The 17,170-nt window shown below is 46.4% G+C and carries 16 protein-coding genes; 4 read left to right on the forward strand and 12 right to left on the reverse strand.

Features of this window, described 5'->3' with window-relative positions:
* The first annotated feature begins 74 nt into the window (after positions 1-74).
* On the forward strand, positions 75-1,103 hold the full coding sequence (locus BCT27_RS23850; protein WP_017016465.1) for a Gfo/Idh/MocA family oxidoreductase: 1,029 nt from the start codon (positions 75-77) through the stop codon (positions 1,101-1,103).
* 431 nt (positions 1,104-1,534) lie between these two features.
* On the opposite strand, the gene chrA is transcribed toward BCT27_RS23850, so the two are convergent.
* Complete coding sequence (gene chrA, locus BCT27_RS23855; RefSeq protein WP_102396990.1) at positions 1,535-2,689, reverse strand: chromate efflux transporter; 1,155 nt, start codon at positions 2,687-2,689, stop codon at positions 1,535-1,537.
* A gap of 616 nt (positions 2,690-3,305) precedes the next feature.
* On the opposite strand from chrA, the gene BCT27_RS23860 reads away from it, so the two are divergent.
* Positions 3,306-4,232 carry a LysR family transcriptional regulator gene (locus tag BCT27_RS23860; protein ID WP_102317838.1) on the forward strand — a complete coding sequence of 309 codons (927 nt, stop codon included), beginning with the start codon at positions 3,306-3,308 and terminating at the stop codon, positions 4,230-4,232.
* Positions 4,233-4,329: 97 nt separating this feature from the next.
* On the opposite strand, the gene BCT27_RS23865 is transcribed toward BCT27_RS23860, so the two are convergent.
* Positions 4,330-5,442, reverse strand: coding sequence for a 1-acyl-sn-glycerol-3-phosphate acyltransferase (locus BCT27_RS23865; protein ID WP_102396991.1), 1,113 nt, complete (start codon positions 5,440-5,442; stop codon positions 4,330-4,332).
* Between the two features lie 221 nt (positions 5,443-5,663).
* Between BCT27_RS23865 and BCT27_RS23870 the strand changes: the two genes are divergently transcribed.
* Positions 5,664-6,329 (forward strand): hypothetical protein, encoded by a 666-nt coding sequence (locus BCT27_RS23870; protein WP_102317836.1) that lies wholly within the window; start codon positions 5,664-5,666, stop codon positions 6,327-6,329.
* On the opposite strand, the gene BCT27_RS23875 is transcribed toward BCT27_RS23870, so the two are convergent.
* Both BCT27_RS23875 and BCT27_RS23880 read right to left on the reverse strand, forming a co-directional pair.
* Positions 6,323-6,802 (reverse strand): hypothetical protein, encoded by a 480-nt coding sequence (locus BCT27_RS23875; protein WP_102317835.1) that lies wholly within the window; start codon positions 6,800-6,802, stop codon positions 6,323-6,325. The two genes, BCT27_RS23870 and BCT27_RS23875, sit on opposite strands and share 7 nt — an antisense overlap.
* Before the next feature lie 85 nt (positions 6,803-6,887).
* Complete coding sequence (locus tag BCT27_RS23880; protein ID WP_102396992.1) at positions 6,888-7,415, reverse strand: nicotinate-nicotinamide nucleotide adenylyltransferase; 528 nt, start codon at positions 7,413-7,415, stop codon at positions 6,888-6,890.
* A gap of 302 nt (positions 7,416-7,717) precedes the next feature.
* On the opposite strand from BCT27_RS23880, the gene nadE reads away from it, so the two are divergent.
* Complete coding sequence (nadE, locus tag BCT27_RS23885) at positions 7,718-8,554, forward strand: ammonia-dependent NAD(+) synthetase (RefSeq protein ID WP_102389981.1); 837 nt, start codon at positions 7,718-7,720, stop codon at positions 8,552-8,554.
* Between the two features lie 87 nt (positions 8,555-8,641).
* Here nadE and BCT27_RS23890 read toward each other — a convergent pair whose 3' ends face one another.
* The 8 genes from BCT27_RS23890 to pntA form a co-directional block, all read right to left on the reverse strand.
* On the reverse strand, positions 8,642-9,166 hold the full coding sequence (locus BCT27_RS23890) for an HD domain-containing protein (protein WP_102317832.1): 525 nt from the start codon (positions 9,164-9,166) through the stop codon (positions 8,642-8,644).
* Positions 9,167-9,429: 263 nt separating this feature from the next.
* The gene (locus BCT27_RS23895) at positions 9,430-9,582 is read right to left on the reverse strand and encodes a YoaH family protein (RefSeq protein ID WP_198597618.1); all 153 of its coding nucleotides are present in this window, start codon (positions 9,580-9,582) and stop codon (positions 9,430-9,432) included.
* A gap of 126 nt (positions 9,583-9,708) precedes the next feature.
* Complete coding sequence (locus tag BCT27_RS23900) at positions 9,709-10,866, reverse strand: conjugal transfer protein TraF (RefSeq protein ID WP_102396993.1); 1,158 nt, start codon at positions 10,864-10,866, stop codon at positions 9,709-9,711.
* A gap of 227 nt (positions 10,867-11,093) precedes the next feature.
* A complete protein-coding gene (locus BCT27_RS23905) occupies positions 11,094-11,966 on the reverse strand; it encodes a DUF2861 family protein (protein WP_102317830.1) in 873 nt (290 codons plus the stop codon).
* On the reverse strand, positions 11,963-12,634 hold the full coding sequence (locus BCT27_RS23910) for a response regulator transcription factor (protein ID WP_017007936.1): 672 nt from the start codon (positions 12,632-12,634) through the stop codon (positions 11,963-11,965). Before BCT27_RS23910 ends, BCT27_RS23905 begins: the two co-directional genes overlap by 4 nt.
* Positions 12,606-14,039 (reverse strand): ATP-binding protein, encoded by a 1,434-nt coding sequence (locus BCT27_RS23915; protein ID WP_102317829.1) that lies wholly within the window; start codon positions 14,037-14,039, stop codon positions 12,606-12,608. Before BCT27_RS23915 ends, BCT27_RS23910 begins: the two co-directional genes overlap by 29 nt.
* Before the next feature lie 145 nt (positions 14,040-14,184).
* The gene (gene pntB / locus BCT27_RS23920; protein WP_102396994.1) at positions 14,185-15,582 is read right to left on the reverse strand and encodes a Re/Si-specific NAD(P)(+) transhydrogenase subunit beta; all 1,398 of its coding nucleotides are present in this window, start codon (positions 15,580-15,582) and stop codon (positions 14,185-14,187) included.
* 12 nt (positions 15,583-15,594) lie between these two features.
* A complete protein-coding gene (gene pntA / locus BCT27_RS23925; protein ID WP_102396995.1) occupies positions 15,595-17,142 on the reverse strand; it encodes a Re/Si-specific NAD(P)(+) transhydrogenase subunit alpha in 1,548 nt (515 codons plus the stop codon).
* Positions 17,143-17,170: the final 28 nt, after the last annotated feature.

The following is a 17,170-nucleotide window of genomic DNA, read 5'->3' on the forward strand; positions in this document are numbered from 1 at the left end:
AGGTTGCTTGGTTACACCGAAGTACCTTATAGTTTTTAGGTCTCCGAAATTAAATCACATGCAAGGATACTAGAATGATTCGGACGGGTATTGTCGGTTTTGGTTTGTCTGCTCAAACATTCCATCTCCCTTTTCTCTCAGTACTACCAGATTTCGAACCTGTGGCTGTTGTATCAACGCAACGTGACGCGGTTCATCACGCCCTCCCCAATGCTGGGCTCTATGGCTCTATCGAAGAGATGCTCAGTGAAGCAGACCTCGATTTGGTGGTGATCACTACGCCAAACCACACGCATTATGATTTCGCGCGTCAGGCACTCGAAGCGGATTGCCACGTATTACTCGAAAAACCCTTCGTTGTGAAAAGTGGTCAAGGCCTCGACCTCATCAAAATCGCCAAAGAACGCGGCAAGATCCTTTGTCCATACCAGAACCGTCGCTGGGACGGTGATTTCTTGACCGCAAAGGCACTGATTGAATCTGGCGAACTCGGTACAGTGCGCGTCTTTGAATCGCATTTTGATCGTTTCCGCCCCGATGTTCGCCCTCGCTGGCGTGAACAACCGGGTGATGGTGCAGGCATTCTGTTCGACCTCGGCTCTCACTTGGTTGATCAGGCATTAGTGTTGTTCGGTGATCCTGATTCAATCACGGCAACCTGCAAAGCCATTCGTAAACAGTCTCAAACGACCGATTACTTCCACATGACACTTCACTACCCGGATAAAGACGTGATGTTGTCATCCAGCCCTTATCGCTCTGGAACAGGAACGCGATTTGTTGTGCAAGGAGAGCGTGCTACCTTCTCTTGCAGCGGCTTAGACATCCAAGAGCAGCAGTTACGTGACGGTGTCACTATAACGTATTCAGAATTCGGCCGTCAGCAGCACCAAGGCAAGCTAGAAATCGGTGACAGCGTCACTGATAAAGTGATCGACCTTGAGTATGGCAGTTACAGTCAGCTCTTCGCAGAACTTGCTCACGCCATACTGAATGCGGGTTCATCACCTGTTGATGCGTATGACGCGGTTAAAGTTATCTACGCACTTGAACTCGCCCAACATTCTTCAGATGCTGGGAAAACGGAACGTTGGGAATTCTAATCTACTGTTCGTCGCGAGATTTTGGTCCATAGGTTTAGAACGACCTAGATGCAAAAAAAGACAATCCTAAAGCGCCGTGGCTGCCAATTAGCCTCGGCGCTTTTTATTGCCCCTATCTGTTTTCAAGCTGCAAGTACTGGCCCTTTTCTTTCTTAACACGCCCAGATCCGACGCTCACAGCGTTAAAACCAACACCATGATAGAAACGACGAAGGACTCAACTCCCGCAAGCAAACAGCGCGTCTCTGCTGCCCGACACGCATGAATACATCACACCCAATCATTTTGTAAATGAACCACAAAGTTAAAGTTATAGTGCATTATGATATGTTATATCTACTGCTTAACTGACTATTATAACGTAAAAAAGCCTGCACGAAGGCAGGCTTTAGATATCGACATGGCTCAGATTAATCAGAGGTTTAGATGAATCAAATCATTGAGCTGACAACAACATACGCCAACATGCCACCCAGTAGCCAGAACACAGAGATATTGAATTTGCGCATCACCGCAAAGCCAACAACGACTGCAACGATGTCAGCGATACCGTGGACAGCAGACACCCAAACAGGCTGGTAGAATGCCGCCACCAATAACCCCACCACAGCCGCGTTAATCAGTGTTACAGCGCCTGCAAACTTATGATGGCTCATTACCGCCTGCCACACAGGCAATGCCGCGAATAAAAGCAACGCACCTGGAAGGAATATTGCCAAGGTAGCAATGGCGCTGCCAAGCACAGGGTGAATTCCGTCCATTGAAGCACCAATGTAGCTTGCAATGGTAAACATAGGGCCAGGAACCAATTGTGCCGCCGCATAGCCTTCAACCAAGGCATCACCCGACACTGCGTCGCCAATCAAGGGCTGTAACAATGGCAGCACGACATGACCACCACCAAATACAAAACTACCCGCTTGATAGAAGTGATTAAATACGCTGATAAGGCCAGAACCGCTCGCTAATGCAGGAAGCACCAACAAAGCCGCAAACACACCGAACAGAGCGACGGTCTGGGTCAGGTTCACCCCTTCACGCGCTTTCGGTACTACTGACTCCGGCTTTCTGATAAACACCCACCCTAATACGCCAGCAATCACGATTGGCATGAGTTGCGCCACCAGTCCGGTTTGCCACAAGATCCATGCAGCTGACGCAAAACACACGAGCGCGGTCGCTGCATCCGTCAGGAACTTTTTCGCCATCGTCCAAATTGCATCCGCAACAACAACAACCGCCAATAATTTCGCCGCTGAAATCAGTAACGCAAGAACCGTCGAATCGCCCAATTTTGCGCTGTATACCGCAGCCAGTGTTAACAACGCGAAAGAGGGAAACGTAAAACCGACAAACGCTGCTAACGCACCTAAGTACCCTGCTCTGTGATAACCAATGTACATGCCTAACTGGCTACTTGCAGGTCCAGGTAGAAACTGACACAAGCTTAACCCCGTCGAAAACGTCTCTTCTTCTATCCAATGACGTTTCTCAACAAACTCACGTTGGAAATATCCGATGTGAGCAACTGGGCCACCAAAACTCATACAGCCCAAAACAAAGAAACGATAAAAAACTTCAAACATTGTTCGTGTACCTCCATTTATGCCGTCAAGTTTAACGGAGCCCATCCCATCAATGAAAACACTTTGTACTAATCATGGTTATTAATGTCATCGATGGTAAATAAACCCCGTTTTGGCACCGTTTCCGACACAAACACGATCCCTGTAATCCGCTCATATTCTCATGAAGATCGTATGGATCTGTATATTTACTACAAATGTATGTGAGCACACACTAACTTTCATATCTATTGTTTCCACAAATAAACAAAGGCGGTAAGGCCTTGTTTTAAAAGGTATTTACACACAGAAAAACTATCGAAGAATCAAAGCGTTCTGATTGAAACTCACTTACAAACTGGCCATTTACTGATCTCTCGGCCATAAACGCCCAAGGAAGAGAGATCGTAGAAAGACTGAAGAGAAAAGAGAGGCCGAGCGTCCCTACTTATGATCGGTGCTTGGAATAGCGCAATGTGGAAGATAAAAATGCGGAGCATTGGATTGTTATCGCTAGACAGATCACAGCCTAGTACCATCGATAACGATTAGATTTATAATGTGACAACGTCACTCATGAATAAACGAAGAAATGTGGTAGTCTTATCCCCTATCTTATCAGTGACCTAAATACCGCATGTTAGATAACCTTCAGCAGATGGTCGTACTGGCGACCGTTGCACACGAACAACACTTCACCCGTGCAGCAGAGTTCTTGGGGATTTCAAAATCTCAAGTCAGCAAACAAATCCGCTATCTTGAAGAACGCCTAGGTGTTCAGCTTGTTCAAAGGAATACCCGCTCAGTTTCTCTCACCGAAGCTGGCGAACAATATGCCGCGTATGGGCGTAAGCTGATGGAGACCATGCAAGATGCCGAAGCAATGGTCGCTGGATATCGAAACGAAGTGTCGGGTCGACTCAAGATTGGTATTGCGCAGTCTTTCGGTAATGTGCAGATAACGCGCCTTCTATCGGCCTTTCAACAACAAAACCCCTCTCTAGAATTAGAAGTGCATTTGTTCGACCATCGTCCTAATCTTTTGGAGGATGGGTTTGATTGCTGGCTAGCCATTCATGAGAATTTGCCTGAAGGAATGGTGGCGAAAAAATTGGCGGACTGTCAGTTTAAGTTAGTCGCGTCGCCCGAGTATATTGAAGAACACGGCATGCCATCTCACCCTTCCGATTTGCGTGAGCATAACTGTATTACGTATCAAAGTGTTCAGCGTACCTATGACCAATGGCCATTTTCTCGGGATGGCAGTGATCAGTCAGTCACAGTGCGTGGCGGGTACCGAATCAATAACGCACCCGCGGTACTAGAGGCAGCAAAGTCGGGTGTCGGTATCGCCTACATTGCAACCTACCTGCTTGCGGATGAATTAAAGGACGGAAAGCTCAAGGTATTGATGTCAGATTGGAAGCCAACATTAAAACTGCCGATCTATGCTGTCTACCCGCGTCGTGAATATCTTGCGCCCAAGGTTCGTCGCTTTGTCGATTTTCTTGCTGAGAACATAGAGCGCTCAGCAATAGCACCGTTGAGCGACAGCCAGCTATAAATAGCCTTTTTGACACGTTATATGCCCCAAAAAAAACGGAATTAGTGACGTTGTCACTAGTTCCGTTTTTCTTTAATCTATTAATATAAACAGCGTGTTAGATATCTACTTTCTTACCTGCTGGCATCGCATACATGGCGCGAACGATTTCAGCTACACCATCTGGCAATACGGACAGTTTAGTGTCAAATTGCACACGTTCTTTGTCTGTTACCGATTCGTGTTCACGACCTGCGGCAATGTAATTAGACGGGAACAAGTGATAGTTCTTGTAAATTTGGCGATCAATTTCTGCAGCTAACGTTTCTGGCGTATCGAACTCATTGCCGATCACATCACCAAAAGAAACATGAATACGGCGTTTCTGTCCGACAATGCCTTGAACGATGCTTTCGATATCTTCAAACTCACCTTTCTCATACGCACCGGCAGTTTCTTTCTGATATAGCTCGTTCGCTTTTGCAGCATCGCAGGGATCATTCTCGTAAGAGATTGTCACGGGCACGATACGCAGTTGAGAAATGTAGTCGGCGAAATCAATTTTCTGACGACGGCCTTCTAACGAGAACATCTTCAAAATTGCTGGATCCGTTCTGTCGTCGCCGTCTTTTGCTCGCCCTTCTTTTTGCGCAATCCAAATAGACTGTTTTTCATCCAGTGATGATTTGATATACGCAGACAATTGCGAGAGTGCTTTCATCATTTCACGTGGCGCTTTCGCTGAACGTTTAACAATGAAGCTTTTGTTCAATTTCATTAGTTCAGTCGCACAGGGTTTCTTCAGTAAGTTGTCGCCGATCGCGATACGCACTGTGTCGAACTGATTGTTGTATAAGCACCAGTTAACCATTGCTGGATCCATCGCGATATCGCGGTGGTTAGATACAAACAAATAGCTTTGGTTGGTGTCAAGTTTATCTAAGCCACTCGTCGACAATCCTTCCGACGTGTTTTTTATCATTGATTCCATGTATTTCGCTATGTGCGATTGCACATCACGTATCGTCGAGATCTTTTTCCACTTAGAACGGAGGTACTGCTTAAGGAAAGGTTTAACTAACCAACTGGCTACGCCCGAGATGCGTGGAAAACGATATTTTAGGATTGCAGTGATAAACTCTTCGTCATTCACCAAGCGATCAAGTGCGCCAGGTACTTCGTCATCACGAAAAGGACGGATTTCTGAGAAAGGATCATTAGTTTGTTGCACGAGACTCTACTTACTCCGTTGAAAACCACGCCATTCTACGTGGATAAAGGATTTCAAACATGGTTTTGATCATAAATCCTGAGAGGTTGGAGGTCTAACCACACCCTAATATACTAAGAATGTAACAAGCTGGCGATTTCTTCTCCAATCAAATAGCGAGTTGCTTGATCTCATCAGCAAAACCAATGAGTATGTGCGCCTTGTAACAAGAGAATCATTACATGAAGCAAGCCATCGAGTTTCAATTTCATCAAGCCGATACACTTTTTGTGGGTGGGCGCAAAGCACAGCATCACGCTACCTTCCTTTATGTACATAAAGGCGCAGCGTTAATTCGACTCGGCAAAAACGAATTTCCAGTGTGCGCAGGTCAAAGCTATTGGCTTCCATCTGGCTGTTTGAGTGCGGTAACGATATTGCAAGGTGCTGAAGTGTCTACATTGGACTTCTCAGTACGAACGGTTGTAGCACTACCAACATTATCCGGTTTTTTCTCGCCTTCTCCACTCATCGATGGGTTGATGGCAGAATTACGTCACCACCAGAAACAAGGCATCACAGACTGGGATTCAGCCTACGGCCGCTTGCTTCGATGTTTGCGCGACTATGTTACCGTTCATTCACCTTTGCAGGGCATGCCGAAAGAAACCGCGTTGCTTGAAAAAGCGATCGATAAGTTAGCGAAAGGTCTGTTGGGCGATATTGCAGAAAACAATGCTCTAGAGCTGACATTGCAGATGTCTGTTGGCGAGCTTTCAGATCAACTTTTGGTTCGTGAATGGGTACGCGCGATAAAGTCAGGGCAAAAAGTAAAGAGTATTGCGAGCAAGGCGTCACTCAACGAAGAAGATGTGACGGCCAAGCTGAAGGCGATTGCGGGTTACTGAAAAGGAACTTGAAGCTGCAACATAATTTCAGTATCGGTTTGTTCATGCCAGCGCACATCAAACCGATATCTGGCACCTCCGTCAACCGAATCTGTGCCAAAGCTAAAATTCAATCCGTGGTCCATTAACCAGTCTTGTGTGGTAACACCGTCTGAACCCAAACTGTATTCTTGGAGTTCTTCAGGCTTCCAAACACCGAACCCATAATAGCTGTTTCCCGCTTCTGCGGTTAAATAGTTTGGCGCATCCAAACCATAACGCCAGCCGTCCCAAATATTAGGAAGCTCAACGTCTTCTACTCTCCACTCCATCAAATCAGATCGGCGACCAAAATCGCTATTTAACTGATACTTACCACCATCTTTGATAATGGTTTGTGATGATTCATGTTCAGGAGAATAAGCTGCGTAAAGAAGTGACGGCGTCACAAGCGTACAAAAAGTGAGGCTTGCACATACAAAGTGTTTCAACACAGTACAAAAATCCCGTAAATATCGAATATTGTTATTCTTTTAAAAAACGAAAAGACCAGATGATTACATCACCACGATGGGGAACCTAATCAAAATCCTTTTTCGTCAATCGTCTTGCCAAAGTAGGAGTGGTTAACGAAGAGACGTCACCTTCTGCAATCAAGCACTCACGAATATGAGTACTGCGGATATTCACCGTTTCAGGGCAAGCCAATATATTCCATCGCGCCATAATTTCAGCGGAGTTGTGGAACTTTGCAAAGCTTAGAAAATTATCCGGCCCAAGCACAAACGTCAGTTCAGAATTGGGATATTGGTTCTGAAGATGGTTTAACAACGCCCAGGTTGTTACCGCCTCTCCGCCTGCAATATCTTTTTCATCAGAACACAATTCAAGACTGTCGAGAGATGCATCGTTAATAAATGCCTCTACCCACTCGCAACGTTTTTCAAAATCCGCCATTTTCTTGCCCCATGCATGTGCAAAATTGGGCACTAGCAATACACGGTCAAAATGAGAGAGTCTCTGAATAACACTGAGATGACCAAAGCTTGGCGGATTAAATGCGCTGCCAAATATAGCAATTTGTTTAGGAGTATTCTTCTCAGTCATTTCAAAATGTTTATCAATTTGTTAGTAGTCCTTAATCTGACACAGTTCATGATCAAGGAGAAGTCGATTTGCTTATTTTGAGGCATCTTAATGGTGCAACTGATGAAATTACGCACAAAACACTCACTCTCGTGATTGTTACCTTTCGACGACAGAGAAAACCAAGAAACTAAATTCAGGTAATTCGCGTATAAATCTTTCGTATTAAAGGTTATGGCGATGAATGAACATGATTTTATCGTCAAGATATTGCAAAATAGCCTGAATTGTTCAGCGAAAGCGAAAATGAGGAAAACCGCGAAATGGAACAAGCTATCCGCGCAGAGATGCAAGTACTCCCGTCAATTGACCCTGCCTTTGAAGTTGAACGTCGTGTTAACTTTATCAAAAACCGACTCAAAGCTTCCTTCACGCGTTCACTCGTGTTGGGCATCAGTGGCGGTGTGGATTCTTCAACATGTGGTCGACTCGCGCAATTGGCGGTGGATCAGCTAAATCAAGAAACCGGCACAACGGATTACCAGTTTATTGCCGTTCGCCTTCCTTACGGTATTCAGCAAGACGAGGACGAGGCGCAACTTGCACTGAGCTTCATTCAGCCTACCCATTCTGTCAGCGTAAATATCAAAGACGGCGTCGACGGACTACATGCGTCTTCCCTATCAGCGCTTGAAAACACAAGTCTGATCCCGCAAGACGATGCCAAAGTAGATTTTGTTAAAGGCAACGTCAAAGCGCGCGCGCGTATGGTTGCGCAATATGAAATTGCAGGACTGGTTGGTGGTCTTGTACTGGGTACTGACCATTCAGCGGAAAACATCACGGGCTTCTACACCAAATTTGGTGACGGGGCTTGCGACCTTGCCCCTCTTTTTGGGTTGAACAAACGTCAAGTGCGTCAACTTGCCGCTTTCTTGGGTGCGCCAGAATTGTTAGTGGTGAAAACGCCGACGGCAGATTTGGAAGAATTGGCACCGCAAAAAGCAGATGAAGATGCGCTGGAACTGACTTATGACGAAATCGATGATTTCTTAGAAGGTAAGGAAGTGGAAGCACGTGTTTCTGAACGTTTGGTGTCTATATACAAGATGACGCAGCACAAGCGTCAACCTATTCCAACGATTTACGATGATGAGTAATCGTTAAGCAAACGCATTGGTTAACACTTAAAACGCCTGTCTAATAACAGGCGTTTTCCATGGCGTTGGTCGCGATAAGATCCATGTTTAAAAACGTGCGAGTTTATCCCCCACTTCGATCAACATATCCAGCTCCCACCACACCATTTCACAGATACCGTGTCGATAAGCCGCTTTTCGAAATTGTGCATGTTCAGATTGGTACATCACAAATTTTTCGGGGCTGAACAATCGGCAGGTTTTGACGTTCGCCAATCGATCACACGCTTTTACAATGAGCGCGAGTTTTGCGGCATCGTCATTCTCATCAAGAGATTGTAAACGGCTGTTCAACTGTTTTTTGCGTGTTGCCCTATCACTGGCAATAGGGTCCGTGACATAGCTAACAGACAACGCAATCAGCTCGCCAAAGTCATGGACGATTTCATCTACGCTGGTTGTCGTATCTTCAAGTACATCATGGAGTTGTGCGATGATCATGGCATTCATGCCAAATGGCTGAGCAAGACGCTCTACATCATCAAGATGAACATGATATGGAAATTCGCCATACCTCTGTCCTTCATGGCGTGCGCGGGCAAAAGTTCTGGCGAGTAGCAATCGATCGTTCAAGCGCGTTCCCTACAAAGACGATGACTGAGAGAGGAATATACTCAATTAACCTAAAGACATTGATTCAGCCGCGCACTGTTGACTGCGAAATCCGCCCACACAAGCACCGGGGCTGATGTGAAATATCGAATTTCTACAGTGTACGTGGCTTGAAGCTCTGAATTTTTAATTGCGAGTTGTTTGAGTATCGGTATGTGGCTAATTTTCCGACATTTTGAAGGGAATTGAAAAAGAAAACGGCCAATAAATTGGCCGTTTTCACATTAATCGTCTTTCTTTGCAGCTTCACGTTCGCGGATTTCACTGGCAACGATCATAATGGCTTCGCCACTGCTCATTCCCGTCGCCATTAATGCGTGAATTCGCTCAGCGGCTTCTTGTTGTTCACTGTGCGTTAGCGTCGGCATATTGTTCATCAGCGATCTCAAATCTATCAGTTAGGATGCCGCGTATTCTAATGCCGACTTAGTCAGTTGTCACTGTTCGCTTTTTTCTATTCACCTTTTTTGCATTTGGCTTTGTTGTTACGCCCTAGAACCGATCTAGAACATAAAGGCGAGTTGCGCCGAAGCACCATAGCTATTGGTATCAATGATCGACGCTGAAATATCAAAGTGCACAGTGTTGGCTGGAGACAAACCTAAGCCCAAGGTCAAGGTGCCGTCTAGCGTGTCTTCAAGGTCATTGATATAGCCACCTCGAAGTTGTGCCCAACCCCATGCATTAAACTCTGCACCAACTCTGACGAGTTGTGTATTGTCTTTAATCTCTGGCCCTGAACCCGTAAAGCGCGTCTGATCATTCAAATCAATGTCTAACGCAAAGGTCGCAAGTTCAGTGACATAGGCAGTACCCAGTGTATAAAGCGGATCAACGTGGTAGGTATATTCACGGGTACGAAAAGCCGTTTTGATGTCATTCGAAATCAAGTTCTTACCGGCAAGCGCGACACGAAAAGGTCCATTCTGCCATGCAACACCAATGTCCATGTTAAACGAACTGTCTTCTGTACGGTGCTCATCTGCATCCCAATCATCAACATCGAAATCATCAACCGACACCTCATAATGGTAGGTATACAGCTTCTGTGATTTCGGCGTTACGCCGACGGCTATTCGCTGCCCTGCCAATTCAACATTACCGGCCAGTGCAAGACCCACATCCACCACACCAAACGCAAGAACACGCGCATTGGATGACAAAGATGTAGATGTGCCGTTTTCAATCGCAGAAACATCAGCATCTGAAATTTCTGGAAGGACAATGGCTTCGGTATAACCTTTCACAAAAAAGTTACCCGAAACCGTATTGGTAGGGATGGCAATCGCACCACCAATACCACCACTGACATACGCCACGCGGTCATCTAGATTTCGCAATGCATTTGCTGTGTTGGTTTGGTTATCTGAATTTGAGGGGTTGTTTCGGAAGTTGTCGTAAACATCACCGAAATTTTCGAGTCCATCAACCAATTCATCGGGGTCCCGAAATTGAATACCAATTGTCGGGAACAACACGCCAAATGCGCTGGTGGGCTCAAGCGCTACCAGTGCTGGATTATGAAACCCCGCTGCCAAATAATCTGCGGCAGCAGTACCTGCGCCACCCATTGCATCAATACGCGCATCTACACTGTAGTTGGCGGCATAGGTTGAGAAAGAAGCAAAAGCTACGCTGAGCGCCACAATACTTTTTTTCATGATTTGAAATCCATCTCCAAGTGCCAGTTACAAGCAATCATACTAATGAAGCACGCTGCCTAAGTTCTTTTACTGATACTAGTCGAGGCGATTTAAGATGATGACGACGTGTCTCTAAGGTGTGACGCTATTCAAATGTTAATACAGGATTCAAACATAGCGATGGGTATTTTGGCGCGGTAATTTTAGGGTTTAACCTGAACAACATTCAGGTTAAACGATGAAATCTAGGGGGAAAGCGTACGTAGATCGATATCAGGAAGATCGATAGCGCGGCCTATACGCTGCACTTCTTCAAACAAAATCGCGCCCTGCCAACGGCGTTCTATCAAGGCAACAGTCAGCCAATATTGACCATCCGTTACGTCAAGCACCGGTAAAGAAGTCGGCAAGTTTTTGTCTTTTTCTTCAGACCAAATCGGTGCTAAATCATCGGAATCTTGGCGGTATAAATTCATTGAAAGGAAAGGTCGCGGGCACGTACCTTTTAAATCGGTAGGTGGCGATATACGCCAGCTGCGACTGTCTTTCCAACTGATTTTCTGAATAGGCTCAGGCTGACTAACAATGATCCATGATGACCACACTTCACCGGAAAGCGATGTTAGCTCCAGTTTGTAAAGGCCCGACTTAACGGCGCGAGAAAGCCCTTCGATTTCTAGCTTAAAATCGTTGGCTTTGTCTTCGGGCAAATCAACCTGAACCAATGAACGATCGGGCCATGCCGAAAACGATACATTACCGATGCCCTGTTTGGATGATCCATACAAAGAAAACTGGTAGTAAACGCGGTTAGGGGTTTGAACCGTTTCACGGCGCACAACCACACTTTGAAGCCAACTTGGCAATGAAAGCGTGCTAAGACTGCGGCCGCAATCTTCATTGATCGCTAGCGAAAGCAACTCCGCTAAATGGCGCTCTTCAGTGTCGTTTTTGACTTGTTGCCATGCTTCGACCATGGCATCAAAACTGGCTGCTGTTTCACCTTCCAGCAATCGCTGATGCGCAGACGTTAGCGCATCAGAACCACTAAACCACGCCGCCGTTACAGATAACGGCGTCGTCAAGAAAAGGAAGAAAAAAGCAAGCCTGTAAATCATTGCACCTTCATTCGATAGCCAACGCCACGCAGCGTTTCGATTTCAATCTCAGGCAGTTTCTGACGAAGCTGAAGCACGTGCGTATCTACCGTTCGTGTTGTTGGGTAATGGTTGTAACCCCACACTTGATCAAGCAATTCATCACGCGTAAATACTCGTCCTGCGTTTTTGGCTAAAAACGCCAACAGGTCAAATTCAGTGCGGGTCAATATCACTTCACTACCCGAACAAATAACACTGCGTTGTGCCATGTTAATGCGCAATGTGCCAACAATGATGTCATCTTCAGACACACTGTCGCCTTCCGTTACCGGGCGGCGTAAATGCACACGAATACGCGCGAGTAACTCAGCCTCAGCAAAGGGTTTGGTCATGTAATCCGTCGCGCCTGAATCCAAACCGCCGACACGATCGCGCACAGACACCATGGCTGTTAGCATGATAATTGGAACATCTTTGATCTTTTTCCAGTTTGGAAGCCAATCCATTGAGTCGCCTTCAGGAAGTTGGCGATCAAGTACAACTAAATCTGCATCTGCCCATAAAGCTTCCACTTTCTCTGCACAGTCTGCGTATAAACATTTGTAGCCATTTTGCTCCAGACTCGCCAATAGGCCGTCTGCTAAGTTTGCGTCATCCTCAACGAGCAGCAGTGTCGTTTGGGTCACAAGGTATCTCCAGAATAAACGTGGTAGGCGGTCCGACTAATGTTAAGCGACCCCCCATCCTATCAATCATTGATTCAACGATCGTGAGACCAAGGCCTAGGCCTTTCTCACTCACAAACGGTTTTCTTATTGTCTTCCAATCTTTCGCGGATAGCTGCCCTTGATCCTGCACTTTTATTGTCAGGAGACCGCCATTCACTTCCGCGATGACTTTTACTGGCGTAACACCGTATTTTTTGGCGTTACTTATCAGGTTGTCGAGAGACGTTGTCAGCCAATACACGTTCACCGCGATCTCTGCATCCTCTCCCGCCATTAATTCAACTTCGCGCTCTTCACAGATGAAAGAAAGCCATTCCACATATGAAGGAATGTGCTCGCGATAGAGTTGTTGTTGATTCGATTGAAGGTAATCCTTGCTGGCTTCAGCAAGTTGCTTCAATCGCATGGAATCTTCACAGAGGCGTCTGAATTCATCATACAAAGGTTCAGGGAGACTATCGAATTTTCGACGAAAACCTTCTACCGTCATCGATAAACTTGCAATCGGTGTACGCAGTTCATGCGTTAGAATCTGTAACACCAGCATGCGTTCTTGCATCAGACGTCGTTTAATCGCCCAACGGTTAAACACCCAAACGCCAAACCAGACTAAGTTAATCGCACCTAGCCCTAAAACAAGCTGCGACCAATAAGAAGGGGCACGCTCGATATTCCAACAAACATTACCGATACGCGATAAGCAGTAATTTTCTGATCCCGTTGGTGCTACCAACAAATCTGCATGTTCAAGTGGTGCTAACCACTCCTCTGCAGCGAAGATCTCGTAGTCACTACCTTGTCGAACCCACAATTCGTCACCAGAAAGTATAAATTCTGCGCCGCCATTCAGTGCATTGATGCCATTTTCAGACATTCTTTGTAAGCGACCGAGCAATGTGTCTGGCGGGGATAATAAACGTTCCTTGATATGAAAGAAACGTAATAGATCCTCGCGTACATCCGGATACTTTTCTACGAACTTAGCAGCATAACTTCCGCCGCCTGGATGGATTAAGTTAGAGCGTGAAAACCAAACAGGTGGAAGGCGTGTGTTAAAGCATAGCGCCCGGGTGAAAACCAAAGGATCAGTAACGAGTGGACTCACCGGCCAAGGCCCCTGACATTTCTCAGACGCTTGATAAAGTCGTTTTAGATCTTTGAGTGGGTATGACGCCGACTGCGGTAGAAGGCTGTCTGGCACCAATAGCGCTTTCGGGTATTCACTATGAATGGCATTGAGTTCGTAACTTGCGACAGGGTTTTCTTCCATTAGCGACGCTCTGAACGCATTAAGCTGTTCAGGGAAAGACGCCTCTGCCATCGCAAAACTGCTAACAGAGAGAAGAAAGGTAAGAAGAAACATTCGCATAGCGTGAGATTAGCACCAAAACATTTTGGAATGTCAGCATTTTGTAAGAGAGCAATACCATTGCTGGCGTTTGCATAAAAAAAAGCCAGCGAGATGCTGGCTTTTTCGTCAATGACGTTTGTTTCGCGTTAAAGGTAGATTAGATAGCTTTAGAAATCGCATCTACCGATGCTTTTGCATCGCCGAACAACATCGCTGTGTTCTCTTTAAAGAACAGTGGGTTTTGAACGCCCGCGTAACCTGTGTTCATTGAACGTTTAAAGACGATAACGTTTTTCGCGTTCCATACCTCAAGGACAGGCATCCCTGCGATTGGGCTATTTGGATCTTCCATCGCGGCAGGGTTAACCGTGTCGTTCGCACCAATAACAAGAACAGTGTCTGTTTCAGGGAAGTCATCGTTGATCTCGTCCATTTCTAGAACGATGTCATACGGTACTTTCGCTTCAGCCAGAAGTACGTTCATGTGACCAGGTAGACGACCCGCAACTGGGTGAATACCAAAGCGAACATCAATGCCTTTCGCACGCAGTTTCTCAGTGATTTCGTGTACTGGGTATTGCGCTTGCGCAACTGCCATGCCGTATCCAGGGGTGATGATAACGGAGCGAGAATCTTTCAGCATTTCGGCTACATCTTCTGCACTCACTTCACGGTGCTCACCTTCTTCTTCGCCATCACTTGATACCGATACAGTTTGACCGAAGCCACCCGCGATAACACTGATGAAAGAACGGTTCATTGCTTTACACATGATATAAGACAGAATCGCACCCGAAGAACCGACCAACGCACCGGTAACAATCAGAAGATCGTTTGCCAGCATGAAACCCGCTGCCGCTGCCGCCCAACCCGAGTATGAGTTCAGCATAGACACAACCACTGGCATATCTGCGCCACCGATTGATGCCACTAAGTGGCAACCAAATACGAACGCAATCAGTGTCATCACAATCAGAGCAAACATGCTGCCGTCTGCTTTCACGAAGTAAATCATGAGTGCAGTCGAAACGAGGATCGCAGCAAGGTTCCACTTATGCTTGTGTGGGATGTTCAGTGCAGATGAAGAAATGATGCCACGCAGTTTACCGAATGCGACGATTGAACCCGTAAAGGTCACCGCACCGATGAACACACCTAGGAACACTTCAACCATGTGGATGACATGCGCAGCATGAATCTCCGCAGGGTTCGCAAGGTTCACTGCTGGTGGATCAATAAAGCTGTTGTAGCCTACCAATACCGCAGCCAAACCCACGAAGCTATGAAGCACGGCAACCAGCTCTGGCATTTCGGTCATTTCAACGCGTTTAGCGTAGTAAATACCGATACCGCCACCAATGACCATTGCAACGATGATCCACGCGATGCCTTGCGCGTCAGGACCAAAAATGGTCGCAATCAACGCAATCGCCATACCAGCAATACCGAAGTAGTTACCCGTACGTGCAGACTCTTGTTTTGACAGACCTGCCAAACTCAAGATGAAAAAGAGCGCAGCTACAATATATGCCGCTTGTGTTAAACCTTCAGACATTATCGGCTACTCCTACTTATCTCTACGGAACATTTCAAGCATGCGCTTGGTGACTGTGAAACCGCCAAAGATATTGATGCTCGCAATCAGAACGGCAATAAACGCGAGGAAGGAAACTACCCCATTGCCTTGACCGATTTGAAGAAGTGCACCAACAACGATAATGCCGGAAATTGCATTCGTTACTGACATCAAAGGCGTGTGAAGCGCATGTGTCACGTTCCAAACCACGTAATATCCAATCACACAAGCAAGGATAAACACGGTGAAGTGAGACAAGAATGCAGCAGGCGCAACAGAAGCAACCCAAGCAAATACACCCACAGCCGCGGCAAGGCCAACGACTTTTTTCACTGGAGACGTAGGTTCTTCAACTTTTTCTACTTTTGCAGCAGGTTTAGGCTTCGCTTGTGGCTGAGCAGAAACTTGGATTGGTGGTGCAGGCCAAGTGACCTCACCTTCTTTAATCACAGTAACGCCGCGCAATACCACGTCTTCAAAGTCGATATCGATGTTGCCGTCTTTCTCTTTGCAAAGCAGCTTCATCAAGTTAACGAGGTTAGTACCGTAGAGTTGTGAAGATTGGGTAGGAAGACGACCCACCATATCGGTGTAACCGATGATTTTTACGCCGTTCTTCGTTAGCACAACTTTGTCAGCTTCTGTGTATTCACAGTTACCGCCATTTGCCGCTGCCAAATCAACAATCACGCTGCCCGACTTCATTGAGTCGACCATTTCTTTGGTGATCAGTTTAGGCGCAGGACGACCTGGGATAAGTGCTGTCGTGATAATGATATCAACGTCTTTTGCTTGCTCAGCGTAAAGCTCGGCAGCCTTGCGATTGAAGTCATCAGACATTTCTTTCGCATAACCGTCACCGCTTCCTGCTTGCTCTTCAAAAGCGACTTGCAAGAAGTCTGCACCCATACTTTCGACCTGTTCTTTTACTTCAGGACGAACATCGAATGCACGAACGATGGCACCTAGGCTACCCGCAGCACCGATAGCAGCAAGACCTGCAACACCAGCGCCTGCAACAAACACTTTCGCCGGTGGCACTTTACCCGCAGCAGTAATTTGACCCGTAAAGAAACGACCAAACTCATGAGCCGCCTCGACAACAGCACGGTAACCCGCAATGTTTGCCATTGAGCTCAATGCATCCAAGGCTTGTGCGCGAGAAATACGTGGAACCGCATCCATCGCCAACACATTGATATTCTTAGCAGCAAGCTTTTCCATCAATGCTTCGTTTTGCGCAGGCCAAATGAAACTCACGAGTGTCGTGCCTTCTTTTAGGCTCTCAAACTCGTCATTCCCTTCTACCTGAGCAGGGGCATTAACTTTGAAAATGATGTCTGACTGCCAAACTGTCTCGGCATCAACCACTTTGGCGCCTGCTTGTTCAAAGGCAGTATTGTCAAAACTGGCAAGCAGACCTGCATCGCTTTCGACAACAACGTCGAAGCCCATATTTAAAAGCTGTTCCACCGTTTTCGGCGTGGCAGCAACTCGCGTTTCATGCGCAAGTACTTCTTTTGGTACACCAATTTGCATAGTTAATCCCTGACTATTGGCAGTGTAA

Source organism: Enterovibrio norvegicus (assembly GCF_002876705.1).
In the GTDB taxonomy this organism is placed as follows: Bacteria; Pseudomonadota; Gammaproteobacteria; order Enterobacterales; family Vibrionaceae; genus Enterovibrio; species Enterovibrio norvegicus_B.